At 55.7% G+C, this 22,229-nt stretch carries 21 protein-coding genes and 3 pseudogenes; 12 read left to right on the top strand and 12 right to left on the bottom strand.

Annotated features, from left to right (window positions below):
• Positions 1-277 precede the first annotated feature (277 nt).
• From sul1 to C3F35_RS26180, 6 genes are all read right to left on the bottom strand, one after another.
• The gene (gene sul1 / locus C3F35_RS26150) at positions 278-1,117 is read right to left on the bottom strand and encodes a sulfonamide-resistant dihydropteroate synthase Sul1 (RefSeq protein ID WP_000259031.1); all 840 of its coding nucleotides are present in this window, start codon (positions 1,115-1,117) and stop codon (positions 278-280) included.
• Positions 1,111-1,458, bottom strand: a complete 348-nt coding sequence (locus tag C3F35_RS26155; RefSeq protein ID WP_000679427.1) for a quaternary ammonium compound efflux SMR transporter QacE delta 1 — start codon at positions 1,456-1,458, stop codon at positions 1,111-1,113. Before C3F35_RS26155 ends, sul1 begins: the two co-directional genes overlap by 7 nt.
• A gap of 163 nt (positions 1,459-1,621) precedes the next feature.
• Entirely contained in the window at positions 1,622-2,413 is a 792-nt protein-coding gene (aadA1, locus tag C3F35_RS26160; protein WP_001206316.1) for an ANT(3'')-Ia family aminoglycoside nucleotidyltransferase AadA1, read from the bottom strand.
• A gap of 412 nt (positions 2,414-2,825) precedes the next feature.
• Positions 2,826-3,338, bottom strand: coding sequence for a GNAT family N-acetyltransferase (locus C3F35_RS26170; protein WP_001102919.1), 513 nt, complete (start codon positions 3,336-3,338; stop codon positions 2,826-2,828).
• Positions 3,339-3,456: 118 nt separating this feature from the next.
• Positions 3,457-3,921: an aminoglycoside N-acetyltransferase AAC(3)-Ia gene (aac(3)-Ia, locus tag C3F35_RS26175; protein WP_002089484.1), complete on the bottom strand. Its 465-nt coding sequence runs from the start codon at positions 3,919-3,921 to the stop codon at positions 3,457-3,459.
• A 75-nt stretch (positions 3,922-3,996) separates the two neighbouring features.
• Positions 3,997-4,551, bottom strand: a complete 555-nt coding sequence (locus tag C3F35_RS26180) for an aminoglycoside N-acetyltransferase AAC(6')-Ib3 (protein WP_032488579.1) — start codon at positions 4,549-4,551, stop codon at positions 3,997-3,999.
• Between the two features lie 160 nt (positions 4,552-4,711).
• On the opposite strand from C3F35_RS26180, the gene intI1 reads away from it, so the two are divergent.
• Complete coding sequence (gene intI1 / locus C3F35_RS26185; protein ID WP_000845054.1) at positions 4,712-5,725, top strand: class 1 integron integrase IntI1; 1,014 nt, start codon at positions 4,712-4,714, stop codon at positions 5,723-5,725.
• A gap of 141 nt (positions 5,726-5,866) precedes the next feature.
• Here the strand turns inward: intI1 and C3F35_RS26195 are convergent, their stop codons facing one another.
• Positions 5,867-6,571 (bottom strand): IS6-like element IS26 family transposase, encoded by a 705-nt coding sequence (locus C3F35_RS26195; protein WP_001067855.1) that lies wholly within the window; start codon positions 6,569-6,571, stop codon positions 5,867-5,869.
• A gap of 54 nt (positions 6,572-6,625) precedes the next feature.
• Between C3F35_RS26195 and C3F35_RS26200 the strand changes: the two are divergent.
• Positions 6,626-7,513 (top strand): annotated as a pseudogene (locus C3F35_RS26200) (oligosaccharide MFS transporter); the annotation flags it as partial.
• A 30-nt stretch (positions 7,514-7,543) separates the two neighbouring features.
• Here C3F35_RS26200 and C3F35_RS26205 read toward each other — a convergent pair.
• Together C3F35_RS26205 and C3F35_RS26210 are read right to left on the bottom strand one after the other, a co-directional pair.
• Entirely contained in the window at positions 7,544-8,632 is a 1,089-nt protein-coding gene (locus tag C3F35_RS26205; protein WP_001620097.1) for an AAA family ATPase, read from the bottom strand.
• An 86-nt stretch (positions 8,633-8,718) separates the two neighbouring features.
• Entirely contained in the window at positions 8,719-8,979 is a 261-nt protein-coding gene (locus C3F35_RS26210) for a hypothetical protein (protein ID WP_001620096.1), read from the bottom strand.
• Between the two features lie 297 nt (positions 8,980-9,276).
• On the opposite strand from C3F35_RS26210, the gene C3F35_RS26215 reads away from it, so the two are divergent.
• On the top strand, positions 9,277-10,137 hold the full coding sequence (locus C3F35_RS26215; RefSeq protein ID WP_011117369.1) for an extended-spectrum class A beta-lactamase SHV-5: 861 nt from the start codon (positions 9,277-9,279) through the stop codon (positions 10,135-10,137).
• 20 nt (positions 10,138-10,157) lie between these two features.
• Here C3F35_RS26215 and C3F35_RS26220 read toward each other — a convergent pair whose 3' ends face one another.
• Positions 10,158-10,919 (bottom strand): DeoR/GlpR family DNA-binding transcription regulator, encoded by a 762-nt coding sequence (locus C3F35_RS26220; RefSeq protein ID WP_002210513.1) that lies wholly within the window; start codon positions 10,917-10,919, stop codon positions 10,158-10,160.
• A gap of 260 nt (positions 10,920-11,179) precedes the next feature.
• Here C3F35_RS26220 and ltnD point away from each other — a divergent pair, with 260 nt between their 5' ends.
• From ltnD to C3F35_RS26240, 4 genes and pseudogenes are all read left to right on the top strand, one after another.
• Positions 11,180-12,082, top strand: a complete 903-nt coding sequence (ltnD, locus tag C3F35_RS26225; protein WP_002210514.1) for an L-threonate dehydrogenase — start codon at positions 11,180-11,182, stop codon at positions 12,080-12,082.
• 11 nt (positions 12,083-12,093) lie between these two features.
• Positions 12,094-13,359, top strand: coding sequence for a 3-oxo-tetronate kinase (otnK, locus tag C3F35_RS26230; protein WP_011117368.1), 1,266 nt, complete (start codon positions 12,094-12,096; stop codon positions 13,357-13,359).
• Entirely contained in the window at positions 13,352-13,972 is a 621-nt protein-coding gene (gene otnC / locus C3F35_RS26235) for a 3-oxo-tetronate 4-phosphate decarboxylase (protein ID WP_002210516.1), read from the top strand. Before otnK ends, otnC begins: the two co-directional genes overlap by 8 nt.
• A 4-nt stretch (positions 13,973-13,976) precedes the next feature.
• Positions 13,977-14,630, top strand: a pseudogene (locus C3F35_RS26240) (TIM barrel protein); the annotation flags it as partial.
• A 53-nt stretch (positions 14,631-14,683) separates the two neighbouring features.
• On the opposite strand, the gene C3F35_RS26245 reads toward C3F35_RS26240, so the two are convergent.
• Positions 14,684-15,388 (bottom strand): IS6-like element IS26 family transposase, encoded by a 705-nt coding sequence (locus C3F35_RS26245; RefSeq protein WP_001067855.1) that lies wholly within the window; start codon positions 15,386-15,388, stop codon positions 14,684-14,686.
• A gap of 162 nt (positions 15,389-15,550) precedes the next feature.
• Between C3F35_RS26245 and C3F35_RS26255 the strand changes: the two genes are divergently transcribed.
• The 4 genes and pseudogenes from C3F35_RS26255 to C3F35_RS26270 all read left to right on the top strand — a co-directional run bounded on the left by C3F35_RS26255 (position 15,551) and on the right by C3F35_RS26270 (position 19,867).
• Positions 15,551-16,573 carry an IS110-like element IS5708 family transposase gene (locus tag C3F35_RS26255; RefSeq protein WP_040113331.1) on the top strand — a complete coding sequence of 341 codons (1,023 nt, stop codon included), beginning with the start codon at positions 15,551-15,553 and terminating at the stop codon, positions 16,571-16,573.
• Positions 16,574-16,861: 288 nt separating this feature from the next.
• Positions 16,862-17,080: pseudogene (locus C3F35_RS26260) on the top strand (glycerol dehydrogenase); the annotation flags it as partial.
• Between the two features lie 328 nt (positions 17,081-17,408).
• Entirely contained in the window at positions 17,409-18,800 is a 1,392-nt protein-coding gene (locus C3F35_RS26265; protein WP_023205627.1) for an NAD-dependent succinate-semialdehyde dehydrogenase, read from the top strand.
• Positions 18,801-18,898: 98 nt separating this feature from the next.
• Positions 18,899-19,867 (top strand): IS5 family transposase, encoded by a 969-nt coding sequence (locus tag C3F35_RS26270; protein ID WP_077255001.1) that lies wholly within the window; start codon positions 18,899-18,901, stop codon positions 19,865-19,867.
• 261 nt (positions 19,868-20,128) lie between these two features.
• Here the strand turns inward: C3F35_RS26270 and C3F35_RS26280 are convergent, their stop codons facing one another.
• Complete coding sequence (locus tag C3F35_RS26280) at positions 20,129-20,926, bottom strand: (S)-acetoin forming diacetyl reductase (protein ID WP_040113342.1); 798 nt, start codon at positions 20,924-20,926, stop codon at positions 20,129-20,131.
• A gap of 161 nt (positions 20,927-21,087) precedes the next feature.
• Between C3F35_RS26280 and C3F35_RS26285 the strand changes: the two genes are divergently transcribed.
• Positions 21,088-22,056 (top strand): IS5 family transposase, encoded by a 969-nt coding sequence (locus C3F35_RS26285; RefSeq protein ID WP_000654811.1) that lies wholly within the window; start codon positions 21,088-21,090, stop codon positions 22,054-22,056.
• The last annotated feature ends 173 nt before the right edge of the window (positions 22,057-22,229 follow it).

Raw genomic sequence — 22,229 nt, forward strand, 5'->3', positions numbered from 1 at the left:
CCGGTTGAGCGAGAAGGTTTTGGGTTCAGGGTGCTATTGCTCCACCAATCACAATACTGAAGCCCCAACTGTTATCAGTTGGGGCTTTTTCTTGTCTGTTTGCGGCGGTTGCGTTTTATCGGTAGTCGTCGAGCTCTGCACCATCCCACATAAGAGCTTAACGGTGCGATCTTCAACGCCATCACACAAAACTTTCTTTTTCACGCACAGTCAACTTATTGGATGTTTTATTAACAACCCAAAAGGAGATATTTAGCGGGCGGCCGGAAGGTGAATGCTAGGCATGATCTAACCCTCGGTCTCTGGCGTCGCGACTGCGAAATTTCGCGAGGGTTTCCGAGAAGGTGATTGCGCTTCGCAGATCTCCAGGCGCGTGGGTGCGGACGTAGTCAGCGCCATTGCCGATCGCGTGAAGTTCCGCCGCAAGGCTCGCTGGACCCAGATCCTTTACAGGAAGGCCAACGGTGGCGCCCAAGAAGGATTTCCGCGACACCGAGACCAATAGCGGAAGCCCCAACGCCGACTTCAGCTTTTGAAGGTTCGACAGCACGTGCAGCGATGTTTCCGGTGCGGGGCTCAAGAAAAATCCCATCCCCGGATCGAGGATGAGCCGGTCGGCAGCGACCCCGCTCCGTCGCAAGGCGGAAACCCGCGCCTCGAAGAACCGCACAATCTCGTCGAGCGCGTCTTCGGGTCGAAGGTGACCGGTGCGGGTGGCGATGCCATCCCGCTGCGCTGAGTGCATAACCACCAGCCTGCAGTCCGCCTCAGCAATATCGGGATAGAGCGCAGGGTCAGGAAATCCTTGGATATCGTTCAGGTAGCCCACGCCGCGCTTGAGCGCATAGCGCTGGGTTTCCGGTTGGAAGCTGTCGATTGAAACACGGTGCATCTGATCGGACAGGGCGTCTAAGAGCGGCGCAATACGTCTGATCTCATCGGCCGGCGATACAGGCCTCGCGTCCGGATGGCTGGCGGCCGGTCCGACATCCACGACGTCTGATCCGACTCGCAGCATTTCGATCGCCGCGGTGACAGCGCCGGCGGGGTCTAGCCGCCGGCTCTCATCGAAGAAGGAGTCCTCGGTGAGATTCAGAATGCCGAACACCGTCACCATGGCGTCGGCCTCCGCAGCGACTTCCACGATGGGGATCGGGCGAGCAAAAAGGCAGCAATTATGAGCCCCATACCTACAAAGCCCCACGCATCAAGCTTTTGCCCATGAAGCAACCAGGCAATGGCTGTAATTATGACGACGCCGAGTCCCGACCAGACTGCATAAGCAACACCGACAGGGATGGATTTCAGAACCAGAGAAAGAAAATAAAATGCGATGCCATAACCGATTATGACAACGGCGGAAGGGGCAAGCTTAGTAAAGCCCTCGCTAGATTTTAATGCGGATGTTGCGATTACTTCGCCAACTATTGCGATAACAAGAAAAAGCCAGCCTTTCATGATATATCTCCCAATTTGTGTAGGGCTTATTATGCACGCTTAAAAATAATAAAAGCAGACTTGACCTGATAGTTTGGCTGTGAGCAATTATGTGCTTAGTGCATCTAACGCTTGAGTTAAGCCGCGCCGCGAAGCGGCGTCGGCTTGAACGAATTGTTAGACATTATTTGCCGACTACCTTGGTGATCTCGCCTTTCACGTAGTGGACAAATTCTTCCAACTGATCTGCGCGCGAGGCCAAGCGATCTTCTTCTTGTCCAAGATAAGCCTGTCTAGCTTCAAGTATGACGGGCTGATACTGGGCCGGCAGGCGCTCCATTGCCCAGTCGGCAGCGACATCCTTCGGCGCGATTTTGCCGGTTACTGCGCTGTACCAAATGCGGGACAACGTAAGCACTACATTTCGCTCATCGCCAGCCCAGTCGGGCGGCGAGTTCCATAGCGTTAAGGTTTCATTTAGCGCCTCAAATAGATCCTGTTCAGGAACCGGATCAAAGAGTTCCTCCGCCGCTGGACCTACCAAGGCAACGCTATGTTCTCTTGCTTTTGTCAGCAAGATAGCCAGATCAATGTCGATCGTGGCTGGCTCGAAGATACCTGCAAGAATGTCATTGCGCTGCCATTCTCCAAATTGCAGTTCGCGCTTAGCTGGATAACGCCACGGAATGATGTCGTCGTGCACAACAATGGTGACTTCTACAGCGCGGAGAATCTCGCTCTCTCCAGGGGAAGCCGAAGTTTCCAAAAGGTCGTTGATCAAAGCTCGCCGCGTTGTTTCATCAAGCCTTACGGTCACCGTAACCAGCAAATCAATATCACTGTGTGGCTTCAGGCCGCCATCCACTGCGGAGCCGTACAAATGTACGGCCAGCAACGTCGGTTCGAGATGGCGCTCGATGACGCCAACTACCTCTGATAGTTGAGTCGATACTTCGGCGATCACCGCTTCCCTCATGATGTTTAACGCCCAGCTTCAGACGCGCGGAGGCCGTAAGGCCGTAGCGTCGGCTGGAAGCATTGGTTAGAGCATGAGCGATTTACTGTATTCATGGCTTTCGAAAAATTGTATCTGCACAGGTTGCTAGTACGACGTACACAATAGGCCCGAGCAGTATGAGCGCCGCCCAGCCCTGAGGAGAACTTGGCGCTTTACCCGCGTAGGTGACGATCTCCACCACCAGTAGCGCCCAGGCCGCAAGGAATATGGCGATGTTTCGCGGCCTTAACCAAGTGCGCTTCTGAGCCTTGTCTAGAAGATTCACCACGTCACTACCGTCAAAGAAGTGGTGGCCGCAGTGAGCGCAACGATGTGCATCTACGAAATTCTGGCGGCCACAGCGTGCGCAGTTCATTTTTGCTCTAACGCCCTAGCTAAGCCGACGGACAGCCCGCAGGGCTGGCCGGTCGGCTTGAGCGCCATGTTGGGCGACAACTGCCTTGCGCATTGCATACCTACGGAACATGACGCCTCCACGGGAGACATTTTGCTCCTCAACTACACTGAAACCATGCCGCAGGAAAAAGGGCTTGGCGACCAGACTGGCTTCTGTGAAGAGCGAAACACCTGGGAGGGCTTTCTCAACCTCACGGTACAGAACAGACGCGACGCCCCGACGCTCGGAACCCGGTGCGGTGTAAAGAAACTCGATGTGGCCGCTAAGCTCGTAAGAGATGAACCCGATAACCGCATCTCCCTCAATTGCTAGAAGAGTCTGTAGGCCAGATAAGCGAGCTGACCAAGCCTCTATATCTGCGGGACGCGGTGCCCACGCATTCCTTTGCGAAGCGTCATAGTGAGACGCTCCAAGTACATGAATAGACTCAGTAAATACGACTGCGATAGAGGCGACGTCAGATTCAGTGCAAGTGCGTACGTTCATATCGGTTTTCTTGTTGCCCAACGCCTGAGTTAAGCCGGAGCGCTTTGCGGCCGCGGCGTTGTGACAATTTTTCCGAACAACTCCGCGGCCGCGAAGCGATCTCGGCTTGAACGAATTGTTAGGTGGCGGTACTTGGGTCGATATCAAAGTGCATCACTTCTTCCCGTATGCCCAACTTTGTATAGAGAGCCACTGCGGGATCGTCACCGTAATCTGCTTGCACGTAGATCACATAAGCACCAAGCGCGTTGGCCTCATGCTTGAGGAGATTGATGAGCGCGGTGGCAATGCCTTGCCTCCGGTGCTCGCCGGAGACTGCGAGATCATAGATATAGATCTCACTACGCGCCTGCTCAAACTTTGGCAGAACGTAAGCCGCGAGAGCGCCAACAACCGCTTCTTGGTCGAAGGCAGCAAGCGCGATGAATGTCTTACTACGGAGCAAGTTCCCGAGGTAATCGGAGTCCGGCTGATGTTGGGAGTAGGTGGCTACGTCTCCGAACTCACGACCGAAAAGATCAAGAGCAGCCCTCATGGATTTGACTTGGTCAGGGCCGAGCCTACATGTGCGAATGATGCCCATACTTGAGCCACCTAACGTTTGACATGAGGGGCGGCCAAGGGCGCCAGCCCTTGGACGTCCCCCTCGATGGAAGGGTTAGGCATCACTGCGTGTTCGCTCGAATGCCTGGCGTGTTTGAACCATGTACACGGCTGGACCATCTGGGGTGGTTACGGTACCTTGCCTCTCAAACCCCGCTTTCTCGTAGCATCGGATCGCTCGCAAGTTGCTCGGCGACGGGTCCGTTTGGATCTTGGTGACCTCGGGATCATTGAACAGCAACTCAACCAGAGCTCGAACCAGCTTGGTTCCCAAGCCTTTGCCCAGTTGTGATGCATTCGCCAGTAACTGGTCTATTCCGCGTACTCCTGGATCGGTTTCTTCTTCCCACCATCCGTCCCCGCTTCCAAGAGCAACGTACGACTGGGCATACCCAATCGGCTCTCCATTCAGCATTGCAATGTATGGAGTGACGGACTCTTGCGCTAAAACGCTTGGCAAGTACTGTTCCTGTACGTCAGCAAGTGTCGGGCGTGCTTCTTCTCCGCCCCACCACTCGACGATATGAGATCGATTTAGCCACTCATAGAGCATCGCAAGGTCATGCTCAGTCATGAGGCGCAGTGTGACGGAATCGTTGCTGTTGGTCACGATGCTGTACTTTGTGATGCCTAACTTTGTTTTAGGGCGACTGCCCTGCTGCGTAACATCGTTGCTGCTCCATAACATCAAACATCGACCCACGGCGTAACGCGCTTGCTGCTTGGATGCCCGAGGCATAGACTGTACAAAAAAACAGTCATAACAAGCCATGAAAACCGCCACTGCGCCGTTACCACCGCTGCGTTCGGTCAAGGTTCTGGACCAGTTGCGTGAGCGCATACGCTACTTGCATTACAGTTTACGAACCGAACAGGCTTATGTCAACTGGGTTCGTGCCTTCATCCGTTTCCACGGTGTGCGTCACCCGGCAACCTTGGGCAGCAGCGAAGTCGAGGCATTTCTGTCCTGGCTGGCGAACGAGCGCAAGGTTTCGGTCTCCACGCATCGTCAGGCATTGGCGGCCTTGCTGTTCTTCTACGGCAAGGTGCTGTGCACGGATCTGCCCTGGCTTCAGGAGATCGGAAGACCTCGGCCGTCGCGGCGCTTGCCGGTGGTGCTGACCCCGGATGAAGTGGTTCGCATCCTCGGTTTTCTGGAAGGCGAGCATCGTTTGTTCGCCCAGCTTCTGTATGGAACGGGCATGCGGATCAGTGAGGGTTTGCAACTGCGGGTCAAGGATCTGGATTTCGATCACGGCACGATCATCGTGCGGGAGGGCAAGGGCTCCAAGGATCGGGCCTTGATGTTACCCGAGAGCTTGGCACCCAGCCTGCGCGAGCAGCTGTCGCGTGCACGGGCATGGTGGCTGAAGGACCAGGCCGAGGGCCGCAGCGGCGTTGCGCTTCCCGACGCCCTTGAGCGGAAGTATCCGCGCGCCGGGCATTCCTGGCCGTGGTTCTGGGTTTTTGCGCAGCACACGCATTCGACCGATCCACGGAGCGGTGTCGTGCGTCGCCATCACATGTATGACCAGACCTTTCAGCGCGCCTTCAAACGTGCCGTAGAACAAGCAGGCATCACGAAGCCCGCCACACCGCACACCCTCCGCCACTCGTTCGCGACGGCCTTGCTCCGCAGCGGTTACGACATTCGAACCGTGCAGGATCTGCTCGGCCATTCCGACGTCTCTACGACGATGATTTACACGCATGTGCTGAAAGTTGGCGGTGCCGGAGTGCGCTCACCGCTTGATGCGCTGCCGCCCCTCACTAGTGAGAGGTAGGGCAGCGCAAGTCAATCCTGGCGGATTCACTACCCCTGCGCGAAGGCCATCGGTGCCGCATCGAACGGCCGGTTGCGGAAAGTCCTCCCGGCACTGTTGCAAAGTTAGCGATGAGGCAGCCTTTTGTCTTATTCAAAGGCCTTACATTTCAAAAACTCTGCTTACCAGGCGCATTTCGCCCAGGGGATCACCATAATAAAATGCTGAGGCCTGGCCTTTGCGTAGTGCACGCATCACCTCAATACCTTTGATGGTGGCGTAAGCCGTCTTCATGGATTTAAATCCCAGCGTGGCGCCGATTATCCGTTTCAGTTTGCCATGATCGCATTCAATCACGTTGTTCCGGTACTTAATCTGTCGGTGTTCAACGTCAGACGGGCACCGGCCTTCGCGTTTGAGCAGAGCAAGCGCGCGACCATAGGCGGGCGCTTTATCCGTGTTGATGAATCGCGGGATCTGCCACTTCTTCACGTTGTTGAGGATTTTACCCAGAAACCGGTATGCAGCTTTGCTGTTACGACGGGAGGAGAGATAAAAATCGACAGTGCGGCCCCGGCTGTCGACGGCCCGGTACAGATACGCCCAGCGGCCATTGACCTTCACGTAGGTTTCATCCATGTGCCACGGGCAAAGATCGGAAGGGTTACGCCAGTACCAGCGCAGCCGTTTTTCCATTTCAGGCGCATAACGCTGAACCCAGCGGTAAATCGTGGAGTGATCGACATTCACTCCGCGTTCAGCCAGCATCTCCTGCAGCTCACGGTAACTGATGCCGTATTTGCAGTACCAGCGTACGGCCCACAGAATGATGTCACGCTGAAAATGCCGGCCTTTGAATGGGTTCATGTGCAGCTCCATCAGCAAAAGGGGATGATAAGTTTATCACCACCGACTATTTGCAACAGTGCCGTGGAAGCTTATATCGAACGCGTCAGCCGGGCCAACCGCTTTGAATATGGCAAAGTGCGGGTCGCAGGCTGCGTCGGCTGGGCGCTATGCGCCTCGATAACCGGCGTGCTGTTCGGCATCGATCCCAATATCACCTTCTGGATCGCCTCCGGCTTTGCGCTGGTGCTCGGTCTGCTGCTCTGGCTGTCGCGGCCGGAAAGCAGCAACAGCGCCCAGGTTATCGAGGCGCTGGGCGCCAATCGCCAGGCCTTTTCGCTGCGTACGGCGGCAGAGCTGCTGCGTATGCCGCGCTTCTGGGGCTTTATCGTCTATGTGGTGGGTGTCGCCAGCGTCTACGACGTGTTTGACCAGCAGTTCGCCAACTTTTTCAAAAGCTTTTTCGCCAGTCCGCAGCGCGGTACCGAAGTGTTTGGCTTCGTCACCACCGGCGGCGAGTTGCTCAACGCGCTGATCATGTTCTGCGCGCCGGCCATCGTTAACCGCATCGGCGCCAAAAACGCCCTGCTGACCGCGGGGATGATCATGTCGGTGCGTATTCTCGGGTCGTCCTTCGCCTCATCGGCAGTCGAGGTGGTGATCCTCAAGATGCTGCATATGTTTGAGATCCCCTTCCTGCTGGTGGGAACTTTTAAATATATCTCTTCCGCCTTTAACCCGCGCCTCTCGGCCACCCTGTTCCTGATCGGTTTTAATCTGTCAAAACAGCTGTCCGGGGTGGTGCTTTCCGCCTGGGTGGGCCGGATGTACGACACCGTCGGCTTCCATCAGGCCTATCTGATCCTCGGCTGCATAACCCTGAGCTTCACCCTGCTCTCGTTCGTCACCCTACGCGGCGGCAACCGTCTGCTGCCGACCGCAGAGACGCAGAGCCCCGCCTGACTCCAGCGCCCCCGTCAGGGATGACGGGCTTCACTCGACAATCCGCGTCTCCCCGCCGCGATTCTCCAGCGCATAGCGCTGACAAGGCGCCCCGGCGGCGATAAGCTCCGCCAGCTCCGCCGAGTGGCTGGTCAGCCAGATCTGGCTGTAGCGCGAGGCCTCGATAATCAGCCGGGCCAGCGCGGGCAACATGTCGCGATGCAGGCTGTTCTCCGGTTCATTGATCGCCAGAAACGCCGGCGGGCGCGGACTGAGCAGCGCGACGGCGAGGCACAAAAAGCGCAGCGTACCGTCGGACATCTCCGCCGCCAGCAGCGGGCGGCGGATCCCTTCGCGACGCATTTTCAGAGCGAAACGCGAGTGCTCGTTTTCACAATAAAACTGGCAGCCGGGAAAGGCGTCGGCAAGGATTTCATGCAAAATCTCCTCCGCGCCGATCTCGACAATGGTCTGAAAGGCGGCGGCGAGATTCTGGCCATCGCTGTCGAGGACTGGCGAACGGTAACCCACGGCCGGCTGACGCAGTGGCGAATGACGGCCAATCGCGAATTCATGATAAAACCGCCAACGGCGCAGCGTCTCCCGCACTCGCGATACTTCGGGAAAACGGTGCGGCTCGCCAAGCTGACCGAACACCGACTCATTTTCATAAATACTCTCGGTGAAAGTACTTTTCTCCCCGGTGACATCGACGAGAAACGCCGCCTGATTCTTGCGCTGCAGTACGCGGGAGGAAGGCCGGCGGGAGTAGCCGGCCAGCCAGATATTCTCTTCTTTAACGATAGGATCGAGCATGAATTGCGTCGGATAGGGCAATTTTTCAGGGAAGCCTATCTGCAGTTCATAATCGAAGCTGTCGGTCCGGCAGGCGATTTGCAGCCGGCGGGGGTGACGATCGAGGGGCGAACGCTCCCCGGACCACATCATATTCTCCAGACCGCCCTCTTCGCTGATAAACCCCGAAAGCCTGCCCTCAGCGGCAGCGGTCAGCAGGTGGATGGCGTTATAAATATTGGATTTACCGCAGCCGTTAGGGCCGAAGACAATGTTCAGCGGCCCGAGCTCCAGCGCGATATCCTTTACTGAGCGAAAATTTTGAATACGAATGTACTGAATCATTATGCGTCCGGCCCTGGAAATAGAAGGCTGCCACAGTAGCACAGCGGCGCCCGGCATACCCTCTTACGCCCCCTTTCGGGCAGGGTTTAACAGAACATTTTTTTCATTCCACGGGTCAGGGCGACCCGCGTCAGCTTATCGCTATCCTGATGGGCGTCGCTGAAAACGCCAAAAAAATAGCGTTCATCGTCAATGGTTTGGCTAACAATTCGGTAGCTCAACGATTGCCCGGATAGCGCACCGTACTGCGCAGGCGTCACCGAGACTTCGGTCGCGTCATCGGCGACGCTGACCAACAGCCCGTCCGCCTTACCGCCCACCAGCATGACCTTAATTATCGGGTGCACCAGTTCCTCCCGGGATGGCATATAGCGTTGGCGAACCGCAGGGACCGGCGGGCGTGGTGATCGGCAAACAGCGACGCCCGACAGAGTGCGGTATTTAGTACTTTCTTATAGTTCATCACGGCCTTGAGTCAAAAAATAGCGTGCTTAGGCAGGGCTAGATATTGATTATTCGAAATAAAAGATGAAAAATGATGAAGGAAAAAAGAGGAATTGTGAATCAGCAAAACGCCGGGTTATTCTTATTTGTCGCTTCTTTACTCGCCTTTATCGGCCCTCACTCAAGGATGTATTGTGGTTATGCGTTATATTCGCCTGTGTATTATCTCCCTGTTAGCCACCCTGCCGCTGGCGGTACACGCCAGCCCGCAGCCGCTTGAGCAAATTAAACTAAGCGAAAGCCAGCTGTCGGGCCGCGTAGGCATGATAGAAATGGATCTGGCCAGCGGCCGCACGCTGACCGCCTGGCGCGCCGATGAACGCTTTCCCATGATGAGCACCTTTAAAGTAGTGCTCTGCGGCGCAGTGCTGGCGCGGGTGGATGCCGGTGACGAACAGCTGGAGCGAAAGATCCACTATCGCCAGCAGGATCTGGTGGACTACTCGCCGGTCAGCGAAAAACACCTTGCCGACGGCATGACGGTCGGCGAACTCTGCGCCGCCGCCATTACCATGAGCGATAACAGCGCCGCCAATCTGCTACTGGCCACCGTCGGCGGCCCCGCAGGATTGACTGCCTTTTTGCGCCAGATCGGCGACAACGTCACCCGCCTTGACCGCTGGGAAACGGAACTGAATGAGGCGCTTCCCGGCGACGCCCGCGACACCACTACCCCGGCCAGCATGGCCGCGACCCTGCGCAAGCTGCTGACCAGCCAGCGTCTGAGCGCCCGTTCGCAACGGCAGCTGCTGCAGTGGATGGTGGACGATCGGGTCGCCGGACCGTTGATCCGCTCCGTGCTGCCGGCGGGCTGGTTTATCGCCGATAAGACCGGAGCTAGCAAGCGGGGTGCGCGCGGGATTGTCGCCCTGCTTGGCCCGAATAACAAAGCAGAGCGCATTGTGGTGATTTATCTGCGGGATACCCCGGCGAGCATGGCCGAGCGAAATCAGCAAATCGCCGGGATCGGCGCGGCGCTGATCGAGCACTGGCAACGCTAACCCGGCGGTGGCCGCGCGCGTTATCCGGCCCGCAGCACCTCGCAGGCGTGCCGGGCGATATGACTGGCGGCGGCATCGGAAAGATGCCGGTCGGTAATGATGGTGGTGAACCGGGTCAAAGGTAACGCCATAAACGTGGCCACCTGATTGTATTTCGAACTGTCGCACAGCAGGATGCTTCTCGCGCTGACCTGGCTGACGGTCTCCTTGACGGTAACCTTGTTCTCATCAGGGGTGAATATCCCGCGACTGTCCCAGCCGCTGGCGGAGATAAAGGCCGTATCGATAGCCAGGTGGCGTAACGTACGCGCCGCCGATTCGCCCACGCAGGAGCGGTTCTCCCGGCACAGAGTGCCGCCGGTGTGGATCACGCCGCACTGGCTGGCATCGATCAGCAGCTGGGTTATCTCAAAATCATTGGTGACCACCTGGAGATCGTTCCGGTCGAGGATCGCCCGCGCCAGCGCCAGGGTGGTAGTCCCGGCATCCAGATAGATGCAACTGTTTTTAGCGATATGACTCGCCGCCAGCGCGCCGATCGCCTGTTTCTCCTCACTCTGCAGCGTGCTTTTCACCAGATGACTGGGTTCCGCAGCCAGCCGGCTGACGGCGCGCACGCCGCCCGAGACGCTGACCAGCAGCCCCTGCTCCTCCAGTTTACTGACGTCCCGACGGATGGTCATATGGGACACGCCGAGGATCTCCGTCAGCTCGTTAATGCTTACCGCCCCACGCTGCTCCACCAGGGCTAAAATACGCTGATGTCGTTCTATTGGAATCACCGCTCTCCCCTTACCATTTTTTCACACCAGGCGTCACCACCCAGGCTACGGCCCTGGCGACACCCGGTGTTGTTATCGCGCTTTGCCGCTGTTTTTAGGCTATTTTAGGGCAAGAATCGCCGTTGTGCAGCCTCTTTCCGCCTGTGAATTTTTTATATTCATGTGGGTTATTCGTGATAACTCTCACATAAATTCACATGATAACGCTTTATTCTATCATTAAATCACATTAATTAACTAATGTTCACAAGGAGACCAGCATGGCTGCACACACTAACGTCTGCGTGATTGGACTGGGTTCAATGGGCATGGGCGCCGCCCGCGCCTGCCTGCAGGCGGGCCTGAACACCTGGGGCGTTGACATCAATCCCGACAACTGTCGCGCACTGCTGGCGGCGGGCGCCAATGGCGCGGGCCCCAGCGCGGTGCCGTTCGCCGCGGAACTGGATGCAGTTGTGCTGCTGGTGGTCAATGCCGCCCAGGTGCGGGGGATCCTGTTCGGCGAGAGCGGCCTCGCCGCCCATCTGAAGCCGGGCACCGTCGTGATGGTGTCGTCCACCATCGCTTCCGCCGATGCTCAGGCCATTGCCGAGGCGCTGGCGGAGTACCAGCTATTGATGCTCGACGCGCCGGTATCGGGCGGCGCCGTGAAAGCGGCCGCCGGCGACATGACGGTGATGGCCTCCGGGAGCGATGCCGCCTTTGCCCGCCTCGCGCCGGTGCTGGACGCCGTGGCCGGCAAAGTCTACCGCATAGGGAGCGACATTGGTCTTGGCTCGACGGTAAAAATTATCCATCAGCTGCTGGCCGGGGTGCACATCGCCGTTGCCGCCGAAGCGATGGCGCTTGCCGCCCGCGCCGGGATCCCACTCGAAACGATGTATGACGTGGTCACCCACGCGGCGGGTAATTCATGGATGTTTGAGAATCGCATGCAGCACGTCCTGGATGGCGATTACTCGCCAAAATCCGCTGTCGATATTTTTGTCAAAGATCTCGGGCTGGTGAATGACACTGCCCGGGCGCTGACCTTCCCGCTGCCGCTCGCTACCACCGCGCTGAATATGTTCACCTCCGCCAGTAATGCCGGATTCGGTCGGGAAGATGACAGCGCGGTGATCAAGATTTTCAACGGCATCACCCTGCCGGGCCATAAACAGTGAGGAGAGACAACATGCAGCTTGGTGTCATTGCCGATGACTTCACCGGCGCCACGGATATTGCCAGCTTCCTCGTGCGCAACGGCATGCCGACGGTGCAACTGAATGGCGTGCCGACCCGCGATCTTCCGCTGACCAGCGAGGCGGTGGTCATCAGCCTGAAAACTCGCTCCTGCCCGGCGGAAATGGCCGTCAGCCAGTCGCTGGCGGCCCTGCGCTGGCTGCAGGCCCAGGGCTGTCAGCAGTTTTATTTCAAGTACTGTTCCACTTTCGACAGCACCGCGCAGGGCAACATTGGCCCGGTGCTGGATGCCCTGCTGGCCGAGCTGGGTGAGACGCGGACGGTGATTTCCCCGGCGCTGCCGGTTAACGGCCGCACGGTCTATCAGGGATATCTGTTCGTCGGCGAGCAACTGCTGAATGAGTCCGGGATGCGCCACCATCCGGTGACGCCGATGGAGGATGCGCACCTGGGCCGCTTAATTGAGCGCCAGGGGCGCGGAAAAGCCGCGCTGATTGCCTGGCCGATTGTCGACCGGGGGCCGGAGGCGGTCGCCGCCGCGCTGGCGGCAGTCAACGATCCGGCGGTGCGCTATGTGGTGCTCGACGCCCTCAGCGAACAGGATCTGCTCACCCAGGGCGTGGCGCTGCGGGAGATGAAGCTGGTCTCCGGCGGTTCCGGCCTCGCCATCGGCCTCGCCCGCGACTTGGCGCAGCGCCATGGCGCCCGGGGTGAAAGCGCTCAGGCCGGCATGCCGCTGGTCGGCCCGGCGGTGGTGCTCTCGGGCTCCTGCTCGGTGATGACCAACAGCCAGGTGGCGGCCTATCGTCAACAGGCCCCCGCCCGCGCCGTCGACTTAAGCGCCTGCTTTACCGATCTGGAGAGCTACGTCAGGACGCTGACTGACTGGGTGGACGCGCAGCGCGATGCGCCGCTGGCGCCGATGATCTATGCCACCACCGAGCCGCAAACGCTGCAGCGGATCCAGGCGCAGTATGGCGACAAGGCCAGCAGCGAACGGGTGGAACAGCTGTTTGCCGCTCTTGCCGCCGCCCTGAAGGCGAAAGGATTTACCCGCTTTATTGTGGCCGGAGGGGAAACGTCGAGCATTGTGGCGCAGACCCTGGGGGTTGAGGCGTTCCATATTGGGCCGACCATCTCCCCTGGCGTGCCCTGGGTGCGTGACACCCGCCAGCCGCTCTCCCTGGCGCTGAAGTCAGGTAACTTCGGCGATATCCAGTTCTTTGCCCGTGCCCAGCAGGAGTTTCGTCATGACTGAGCAACAACTGCGAGAGGAAATGGTGCAGATTGGCGCCTCGTTATTTAGCCGCGGCTATGCCACCGGCTCCGCTGGCAATCTGTCGCTGCTGCTGCCGGACGGCAACCTGCTGGCGACGCCGACCGGCGCCTGCCTCGGCGAACTGCAGGCTCAGCGGTTGTCGGTGGTGACGCTGCAAGGAGAATGGATCTCCGGCGACAAACCGTCGAAAGAGGTCACTTTTCACCGGGCAGTCTATTTGCACAACCCGGCCTGCAAGGCGATCGTCCACTTGCACAGCCACTATCTGACCGCGCTCTCCTGCCTGCAGGGGCTCGATCCGCACAACTGTATCCGCCCCTTTACCCCCTATGTGGTGATGCGCGTCGGCGACGTCCCGGTGGTTCCCTACTACCGGCCGGGCGATGACCGTATTGCCCAGGCGCTGGCCGGGCTGGCGCCCCGCTATAACGCCTTTTTACTGGCCAACCACGGACCGGTGGTTACTGGCTCATCGCTGCGCGAAGCCACCAACAATACCGAGGAACTGGAAGAGACCGCACGGCTGATATTTACCCTCGGCAACCGCGAGATCCGCTACCTGACCGCTGACGAAGTAAAAGAACTGAGATAAAACCATGCCAAAATTCGCTGCAAATTTATCCATGCTGTTTACCGAACTGCCGTTCCTGGAACGCTTTGCCGCCGCTGCCCGGGCGGGATTTGAAGCCGTTGAGTTTCTGTTTCCCTATGAGTATGCCGCCGGGGAAATCAGACAGCGCCTGCAGGAGAACCAGCTGCAGCTGGTGCTGTTCAATACCCCACCCGGCGACGTCAACGCCGGAGAATGGGGGCTCGCCGCCATCCCCGGGAGAAGCGCGGAGGCCCGACGCGATATTGAGCTGGCGCTGGAGTATGCCTGCCAGCTCGGTTGCCCGCAGGTGCATATCATGGCCGGCGTGGTGCCGCCGGGAGCGGATCGCGCAGCCTGCGAGGCCGTGCTTATCGATAATCTGCGCTACGCGGCGGAGTGCTTTGCCCGCCACGACAAGCGGATACTCATCGAAGCGCTGAATCCGCAGACCAAACCGGGCTATCTCTACCACAGTCAATATCAGACGCTGGCGATGGTGAAACGGGTCGACAGGCCGAACCTGGCGGTGCAGTTAGATCTGTTTCACGCGCAGAAGGTGGACGGCAATTTAAGCCATCTTATTACCGAATATGCCGGCCAGTATCGCCATATTCAGATTGCCTCCCTGCCCGACCGTCATGAACCGGATGAGGGCGAAAGGCACTGTTGCAAAGTTAGCGATGAGGCAGCCTTTTGTCTTATTCAAAGGCCTTACATTTCAAAAACTCTGCTTACCAGGCGCATTTCGCCCAGGGGATCACCATAATAAAATGCTGAGGCCTGGCCTTTGCGTAGTGCACGCATCACCTCAATACCTTTGATGGTGGCGTAAGCCGTCTTCATGGATTTAAATCCCAGCGTGGCGCCGATTATCCGTTTCAGTTTGCCATGATCGCATTCAATCACGTTGTTCCGGTACTTAATCTGTCGGTGTTCAACGTCAGACGGGCACCGGCCTTCGCGTTTGAGCAGAGCAAGCGCGCGACCATAGGCGGGCGCTTTATCCGTGTTGATGAATCGCGGGATCTGCCACTTCTTCACGTTGTTGAGGATTTTACCCAGAAACCGGTATGCAGCTTTGCTGTTACGACGGGAGGAGAGATAAAAATCGACAGTGCGGCCCCGGCTGTCGACGGCCCGGTACAGATACGCCCAGCGGCCATTGACCTTCACGTAGGTTTCATCCATGTGCCACGGGCAAAGATCGGAAGGGTTACGCCAGTACCAGCGCAGCCGTTTTTCCATTTCAGGCGCATAACGCTGAACCCAGCGGTAAATCGTGGAGTGATCGACATTCACTCCGCGTTCAGCCAGCATCTCCTGCAGCTCACGGTAACTGATGCCGTATTTGCAGTACCAGCGTACGGCCCACAGAATGATGTCACGCTGAAAATGCCGGCCTTTGAATGGGTTCATGTGCAGCTCCATCAGCAAAAGGGGATGATAAGTTTATCACCACCGACTATTTGCAACAGTGCCGCTTAAAACGCTTAACGAATGGAAGGGACTTCCCCTGGATATGCGCCTGATTAACTTTCGTGCAATCATAGGATAAACATTGACCCAGAGGGATTCGTTATGACCATCACCACTGTCGGTATCGATCTTGCTAAAAATGTGTTTGCTGTTCACTGCATTGACCAAAATGGTAAAGCTGTTCTGGTTAAACCCAAGGTGTCGCGTGCAGCACTTTCTGAACTCATCGCAGGTTTACCTCCCTGTGTCATTGGAATGGAAGCCTGCTCGGGTGCCCACTATTGGGCAAGATTATTCAGGCAGTATGGCCATGATGTCCGGTTGATGGCTCCGAAATTTGTCTCACCCTATCGCATGGCGGGTAAGACCGGGAAAAATGATGCAGCTGATGCAATAGCTATTTGTGAGGCAGTGCAGCGGCCGCATATGCGCTTTGTACCAGTCAAAGACGAAAGCCAGCAGGCAATGCAATGCTTACATCGGACAAGACAGGGATTTATCCAGGAAAGAACAGCAACGTATAACCGTCTTCGGGGCCTGATATCTGAATTCGGGGTTATTGCCCCACAAAGCACTGATGCTCTGCGTCATGTTGTTTCTGACCAGAAGGAAACTCTGCCAGTACAGGTTAGGCTGTACATTGATGATCTATTGACACATGTCACTAATATTGAAGAGAAAATCGCCGAATATGACAGGGTATTATCTCGTGTGGCCAAAACAGATCATCGCAGCCAGCAGTTAATGGAACTGAAAGGTGTTGGGCCCACCACAGCGAGTGCGCTGGTCGCCAGTATTGGCAATGCCCATGATTTTAAGAACGGGCGCCAACTGGCAGCCTGGTTGGGGCTAACGCCATCACAATACAGTAGTGGCGGAAAATCAAAGCTTGGCAGGATAACAAAAGCGGGTGATGCCTATCTGCGAACCCTACTGGTCCAGGGAGCCCGTTCTGTAATGGTAGGGGCAGAGAATAGAACGGACCCGTTTAGCCGTTGGGTCTGCTCGTTGATTGGTAGGCGGGGATACTGGCGTGCTGTCGTTGCAATCGCCGCCAAGAATGCGAGGTTGTGCTGGGCATCATTACATTACGGCGATGACTTCAGACTGTATTCAACAACATGAAAAATTTAACTGAGTAGTAACTGAACTGTAAATTGTTGATGGTAAAGGGTTAGACCCCCGTGAGAAGTATCTGCATATCCTACTGGATATCACTATCCGATTAACGAAGGAGGATCTCACGAGCGTCTTTCATCAGGGTCCGAATCACTAGCGATTCAGCATGACCGTTTATAGTAGCGCAGTCTTATCCCTTGCCTTTCATTGATGAACAGACAGAAATTAAAAACCGGCGTTGACTGTTCGGGGAAGCCCTTATAGTACAATAATTCTCTATATCCAAACTGACCCCATGTTGTCCGCATCATTAAAACCGCGGGTTTGCCGCTGACTCTGGCAGATATGGGGCTGAAACAATTCCGTGAGGAGGAGTGGCGTAAAGTTGCCGAAATCGCCTGCGCCGAAGGCGATACCATGGGCAATATGCCTATGGCGGTCAGTGCCGATGATGTCTATCAGGCAATGATCGCAGCCAATGCCATGGCCGAACGCTATAGCCACCAGAACTGACAAGATACAAAGGATGCAACCTCTCTCCCGAAAGCGAGGGGTTGCATCTTCCCTTGCGCAAGATCAAAACGATAAGTTACATTTTTGTTGGTCAATGCTGTTTTTAAGTTTTTTAAAAACAAAGAATTAACAAAAAAGGATTAAAAATCACCGAGACGGCTGCCGCGATCAAGATCACACAAATGTCGCCATTTAAAGCGTAGAAAGGTTTGAGCTTTTTCTTGCCACTCGCCTCTGGGGGGCAAAACCCACGATAACTTCAAACATTTTCACCCGATGCCAGGAGTTGGCATCAATACCCTATTACTTGCAACGCTGGGAGGAACACATGACATATGCAACGATCAATCCCTTCACGGGAGAGCTCATCAAAGAATTTCCCAATGCCACTGATGCCGAAGTCACAGAGGCAATTGAATCGGCCCACCAGGCCTTTTTGAGTTGGCGCAATACCTCTTTTGCCAACAAGGCTGAAATACTCAATCGGGCTGCAGCCCTGCTCAGAGACAGCAAGCGCCGCTATGCAGAGCTGCTGACCCTAGAGATGGGTAAAGTCATTGGAGAGGCCGAGGCCGAAGTAGAACTGTCGGCGCAGATCCTCGAATACTATGCCGAGCATGCCGAGAGACTGCTGGCACCGCAGAAACTGCCTGTGGCCGATCCCGCCGAAGGGGAAGCGCTGCTGGTCAATGAACCTCTTGGGGTCTTGCTGGCCATTGAACCCTGGAACTTCCCCTATTACCAGATAGCCAGGATCTTGGCTCCGCAACTTTCTGCCGGCAACACCCTGCTGCTGAAACACGCTTCCAATGTGCCTCAGTGCGCCGCCGCTTTTGAGAGCCTGATGCGGGATGCCGGACTGCCACAGGGCGCCTTCCAGAACCTGTATGCTACCCGGGATCAAGTCGAGCAGATCATCAACTCACCCAAGGTACATGGCGTGGCTCTGACCGGCTCTGAAGGTGCAGGCGCCGTTATTGCCTCTCAGGCCGGTAAGGCGCTGAAAAAATCCACTCTGGAGCTGGGCGGCTCTGACGCCTTTATCGTGCTGGAAGATGCCGAGCTTGAGAAAACCATAGATTGGGCGGTATTCGGCCGTCACTGGAATGCCGGTCAGGTATGTGTTTCATCCAAACGGATGATCCTGGTGGAAGCCATTTATGACAAGTTTATGGAAGGCTATACCAAAGGCGTAGCCGCGCTTAAAGCCGGTGACCCTATGGATCCGAACACGACTCTGGCGCCCCTGTCTTCCCAGGGTGCTGCCGATGAAGTGAAGCAGAAAATTCGTGAAGCGGTTGAGCATGGTGCCACAGCTACCGAAGTTGGTCCCAAAGTGCCGGAGCAAGGCGCTTTTGTACAGCCGACCATACTTACCAATGTGACCCCGGACAACCCGGCTTACTATTGGGAGTTCTTCGGCCCTGTCTCCATGATCCTCAAGGCAAAGGATGAACAGGAAGCGATTGCCATTGCCAACGATTCGCCCTTCGGCCTCGGTGGCTCTGTGTTCACCGCCGATGAACAGCGCGGTCTGGCGGTAGCCAAGCAAGTCTCTACCGGGATGATGTTCGTCAACCACCCCACCATGGTTAAGGCTGATTTGCCCTTTGGCGGCATCCGCCGCTCCGGCTATGGTCGTGAACTGATCGACTTAGGCCTGAAAGAGTTCGTCAACCACAAGTTGATCAACGTGGTGGATATCAACGCTCCCTTCTGATCGCGCTTGAAGCATATTTAGTTCGATAAAGACCCGAGCACCTGGCCGGGTCTTTTATCGCCACAGGGCTTTGTTGAATAAATCGAACTTTTGCTGAGTTGAAGGATCAGATCACGCATCCTCCCGACAACACAGACCATTCCGTGGCAAAGCAAAAGTTCAGAATCACCAACTGGTCCACCTACAACAAAGCTCTCATCAACCGTGGCTCCCTCACTTTCTGGCTGGATGATGAGGCGATTCAGGCCTGGTATGAGTCGGCAACGCCTTCATCACGAGGAAGGCCCCAGCGCTATTCTGATCTCGCCATCACCACCGTTCTGGTGATTAAACGCGTATTCCGGCTGACCCTGCGGGCTGCGCAGGGTTTTATTGATTCCATTTTTGCCCTGATGAACGTTCCGTTGCGCTGCCCGGATTACACCAGTGTCAGTAAGCGGGCAAAGTCGGTTAATGTCAGTTTCAAAACGTCCACCCGGGGTGAAATCGCACACCTGGTGATTGATTCCACCGGGCTGAAGGTCTTTGGTGAAGGCGAATGGAAAGTCAGAAAGCACGGCAAAGAGCGCCGTCGTATCTGGCGAAAGTTGCATCTTGCTGTTGACAGCAACACACATGAAGTTGTCTGTGCAGACCTGTCGCTGAATAACGTCACGGACTCAGAAGCCTTCCCGGGCCTTATCCGGCAGACTCACAGAAAAATCAGGGCAGCCGCGGCAGACGGGGCTTACGATACCCGGCTCTGTCACGATGAACTGCGCCGCAAAAAAATCAGCACGCTTATTCCTCCCCGAAAAGGAGCAGGTTACTGGCCCGGTGAGTACGCAGACCGCAACCGTGCCGTTGCTAATCAGCGGCTGAGCGGAAGCAATGCACGGTGGAAATGGACAACGGAATATAACCGTCGCTCGATAGCGGAAACGGCAATGTACAGAATGAAGCAGTTGTTGGGAGATTCACTGACGCTGCGTGACTACGATGGTCAGGTAGCGGAAGCTATGGCCATGGTGCGTGCGTTGAACAGGATGACAAAGGCTGGGATGCCAGAAAGCGTGCGTATTGCCTGAAAATCCAGCCAGCTACAGGGTCGTTCGCAAGAAATCTTATTTATTCAACAAAGCCGCACTGGAACTGACAGAAGAACAAAGGCGTTTTCTGAATAGTATGCTCGATGAGGCTGAGGATTGTTCTGGGGATGAGCAGTAATTGTCAGTGTACTTTTATAAAAACACTCCTCTGGTTTCTGAAGTCTGTACTGACCGAAAGAGTAAGTGTGCTTCTAAAAGCACACTATGATATTCCAATCAACCAGGGCGTATAGATGCTGATCAGTTAAATACCATCCCACCATCAATAATGAGTGCCTGACCTGTCATATAATCTGAATCCACACCGGCCAGATAGGAAACACATGCCGCAACATCCTCTGATTCAGAAATGCGTCCGAGGGCAACATTTTTCGCCCACTGCTGAAGGCCCCATTCCAGAGACTGGCCATTTTCATCTGCGACTTTTTGTGCGATACCATTCATCATAGGGGTGCGAACAATTCCCGGGCAATACGCGTTCACAGTAATCCCAAATTTCGCCAGATCTTTTGCAGCTGTCTGAGTTATACCGCGAACAGCAAACTTTGTAGCGCCGTAGACGGCCAGATCAGGGTTACCCACTTGGCCTGCCTGCGATGAGGCGTTGATTATCTTACCGATAATGTCCCCCGTTTTTGCCGGAGTACGCTGCTTAAAGTACTTCACAGCGGCCTGAATACCCCAGTACACACCTCCTACGTTAACATCAAAGACTTTACGGTAAATTTCTGGAGTAATTTCCTCAATTGGTGTCGTTGGGCCAAGACCGGCATTATTAACCATAACATCCAGGCGGCCAAACTTTGCAACGACTTTATCCACTGCTGCAAAAACTTGTTCGCGATCTGCGACATCCGCAGCTACTGCCAGTGCCTCGCCACCCATTTCTTCAATAAGCCTCACCGTTTCATGTGCCGTTTCGCCATTGAAGTCCAGACTACCGATACGAAATCCATCTTTCGCCAGACGGAGAGCGATTGCTTTACCAATTCCCTGCCCCGCACCAGTAACAACAGCTACTTTATGTTCTGTACTCATCGTTTCTCTCTTTGAACTCGTTTCAGATATACCGAATTCATAGTAGTCCAATATCACTATATGCACATTAGCTTTTATTATCAGTGCACAGTTTTTTTCGATTAGAAACATATCACCTAATATATACATGGCTTTGTTGAATAAATCGAACTTTTGCTGAGTTGAAGGATCAGATCACGCATCCTCCCGACAACACAGACCATTCCGTGGCAAAGCAAAAGTTCAGAATCACCAACTGGTCCACCTACAACAAAGCTCTCATCAACCGTGGCTCCCTCACTTTCTGGCTGGATGATGAGGCGATTCAGGCCTGGTATGAGTCGGCAACGCCTTCATCACGAGGAAGGCCCCAGCGCTATTCTGATCTCGCCATCACCACCGTTCTGGTGATTAAACGCGTATTCCGGCTGACCCTGCGGGCTGCGCAGGGTTTTATTGATTCCATTTTTGCCCTGATGAACGTTCCGTTGCGCTGCCCGGATTACACCAGTGTCAGTAAGCGGGCAAAGTCGGTTAATGTCAGTTTCAAAACGTCCACCCGGGGTGAAATCGCACACCTGGTGATTGATTCCACCGGGCTGAAGGTCTTTGGTGAAGGCGAATGGAAAGTCAGAAAGCACGGCAAAGAGCGCCGTCGTATCTGGCGAAAGTTGCATCTTGCTGTTGACAGCAACACACATGAAGTTGTCTGTGCAGACCTGTCGCTGAATAACGTCACGGACTCAGAAGCCTTCCCGGGCCTTATCCGGCAGACTCACAGAAAAATCAGGGCAGCCGCGGCAGACGGGGCTTACGATACCCGGCTCTGTCACGATGAACTGCGCCGCAAAAAAATCAGCGCGCTTATTCCTCCCCGAAAAGGAGCAGGTTACTGGCCCGGTGAGTACGCAGACCGCAACCGTGCCGTTGCTAATCAGCGGCTGAGCGGAAGCAATGCACGGTGGAAATGGACAACGGAATATAACCGTCGCTCGATAGCGGAAACGGCAATGTACAGAATGAAGCAGTTGTTGGGAGATTCACTGACGCTGCGTGACTACGATGGTCAGGTAGCGGAAGCTATGGCCATGGTGCGTGCGTTGAACAGGATGACAAAGGCTGGGATGCCAGAAAGCGTGCGTATTGCCTGAAAATCCAGCCAGCTACAGGGTCGTTCGCAAGAAATCTTATTTATTCAACAAAGCCTAATTGATGATGAGTAAAGATGGTTTAGGGAGGGGACCGAACCACCCCGGAACGGCCCCCTGAAGGAATGGCAATTCCGTTCACCGCCAATATTAGCTTTTTCCAGGCTGTGATAACA

The organism is Leclercia sp. LSNIH3, from assembly GCF_002935105.1.
Lineage (GTDB): Bacteria > Pseudomonadota > Gammaproteobacteria > Enterobacterales > Enterobacteriaceae > Enterobacter > Enterobacter adecarboxylatus.

Bases quoted from the DNA above. Each gene is read 5' to 3' on its own strand.
- C3F35_RS26215 (WP_011117369.1), top strand. From the start codon at position 9,277: ATGCGTTATATTCGCCTGTGTATTATCTCCCTGTTAGCCACCCTGCCG.
- otnK (WP_011117368.1), top strand. From the start codon at position 12,094: ATGCAGCTTGGTGTCATTGCCGATGACTTCACCGGCGCCACGGATATT.
- C3F35_RS26280 (WP_040113342.1), bottom strand. From the start codon at position 20,926: ATGAGTACAGAACATAAAGTAGCTGTTGTTACTGGTGCGGGGCAGGGA.
- C3F35_RS26170 (WP_001102919.1), bottom strand. From the start codon at position 3,338: ATGAACGTACGCACTTGCACTGAATCTGACGTCGCCTCTATCGCAGTC.
- ltnD (WP_002210514.1), top strand. From the start codon at position 11,180: ATGGCTGCACACACTAACGTCTGCGTGATTGGACTGGGTTCAATGGGC.
- intI1 (WP_000845054.1), top strand. From the start codon at position 4,712: ATGAAAACCGCCACTGCGCCGTTACCACCGCTGCGTTCGGTCAAGGTT.
- C3F35_RS26195 (WP_001067855.1), bottom strand. From the start codon at position 6,571: ATGAACCCATTCAAAGGCCGGCATTTTCAGCGTGACATCATTCTGTGG.
- C3F35_RS26255 (WP_040113331.1), top strand. From the start codon at position 15,551: ATGACCATCACCACTGTCGGTATCGATCTTGCTAAAAATGTGTTTGCT.
- C3F35_RS26245 (WP_001067855.1), bottom strand. From the start codon at position 15,388: ATGAACCCATTCAAAGGCCGGCATTTTCAGCGTGACATCATTCTGTGG.
- C3F35_RS26265 (WP_023205627.1), top strand. From the start codon at position 17,409: ATGACATATGCAACGATCAATCCCTTCACGGGAGAGCTCATCAAAGAA.
- C3F35_RS26205 (WP_001620097.1), bottom strand. From the start codon at position 8,632: ATGATTCAGTACATTCGTATTCAAAATTTTCGCTCAGTAAAGGATATC.
- otnC (WP_002210516.1), top strand. From the start codon at position 13,352: ATGACTGAGCAACAACTGCGAGAGGAAATGGTGCAGATTGGCGCCTCG.
- C3F35_RS26155 (WP_000679427.1), bottom strand. From the start codon at position 1,458: ATGAAAGGCTGGCTTTTTCTTGTTATCGCAATAGTTGGCGAAGTAATC.
- sul1 (WP_000259031.1), bottom strand. From the start codon at position 1,117: ATGGTGACGGTGTTCGGCATTCTGAATCTCACCGAGGACTCCTTCTTC.
- aadA1 (WP_001206316.1), bottom strand. From the start codon at position 2,413: ATGAGGGAAGCGGTGATCGCCGAAGTATCGACTCAACTATCAGAGGTA.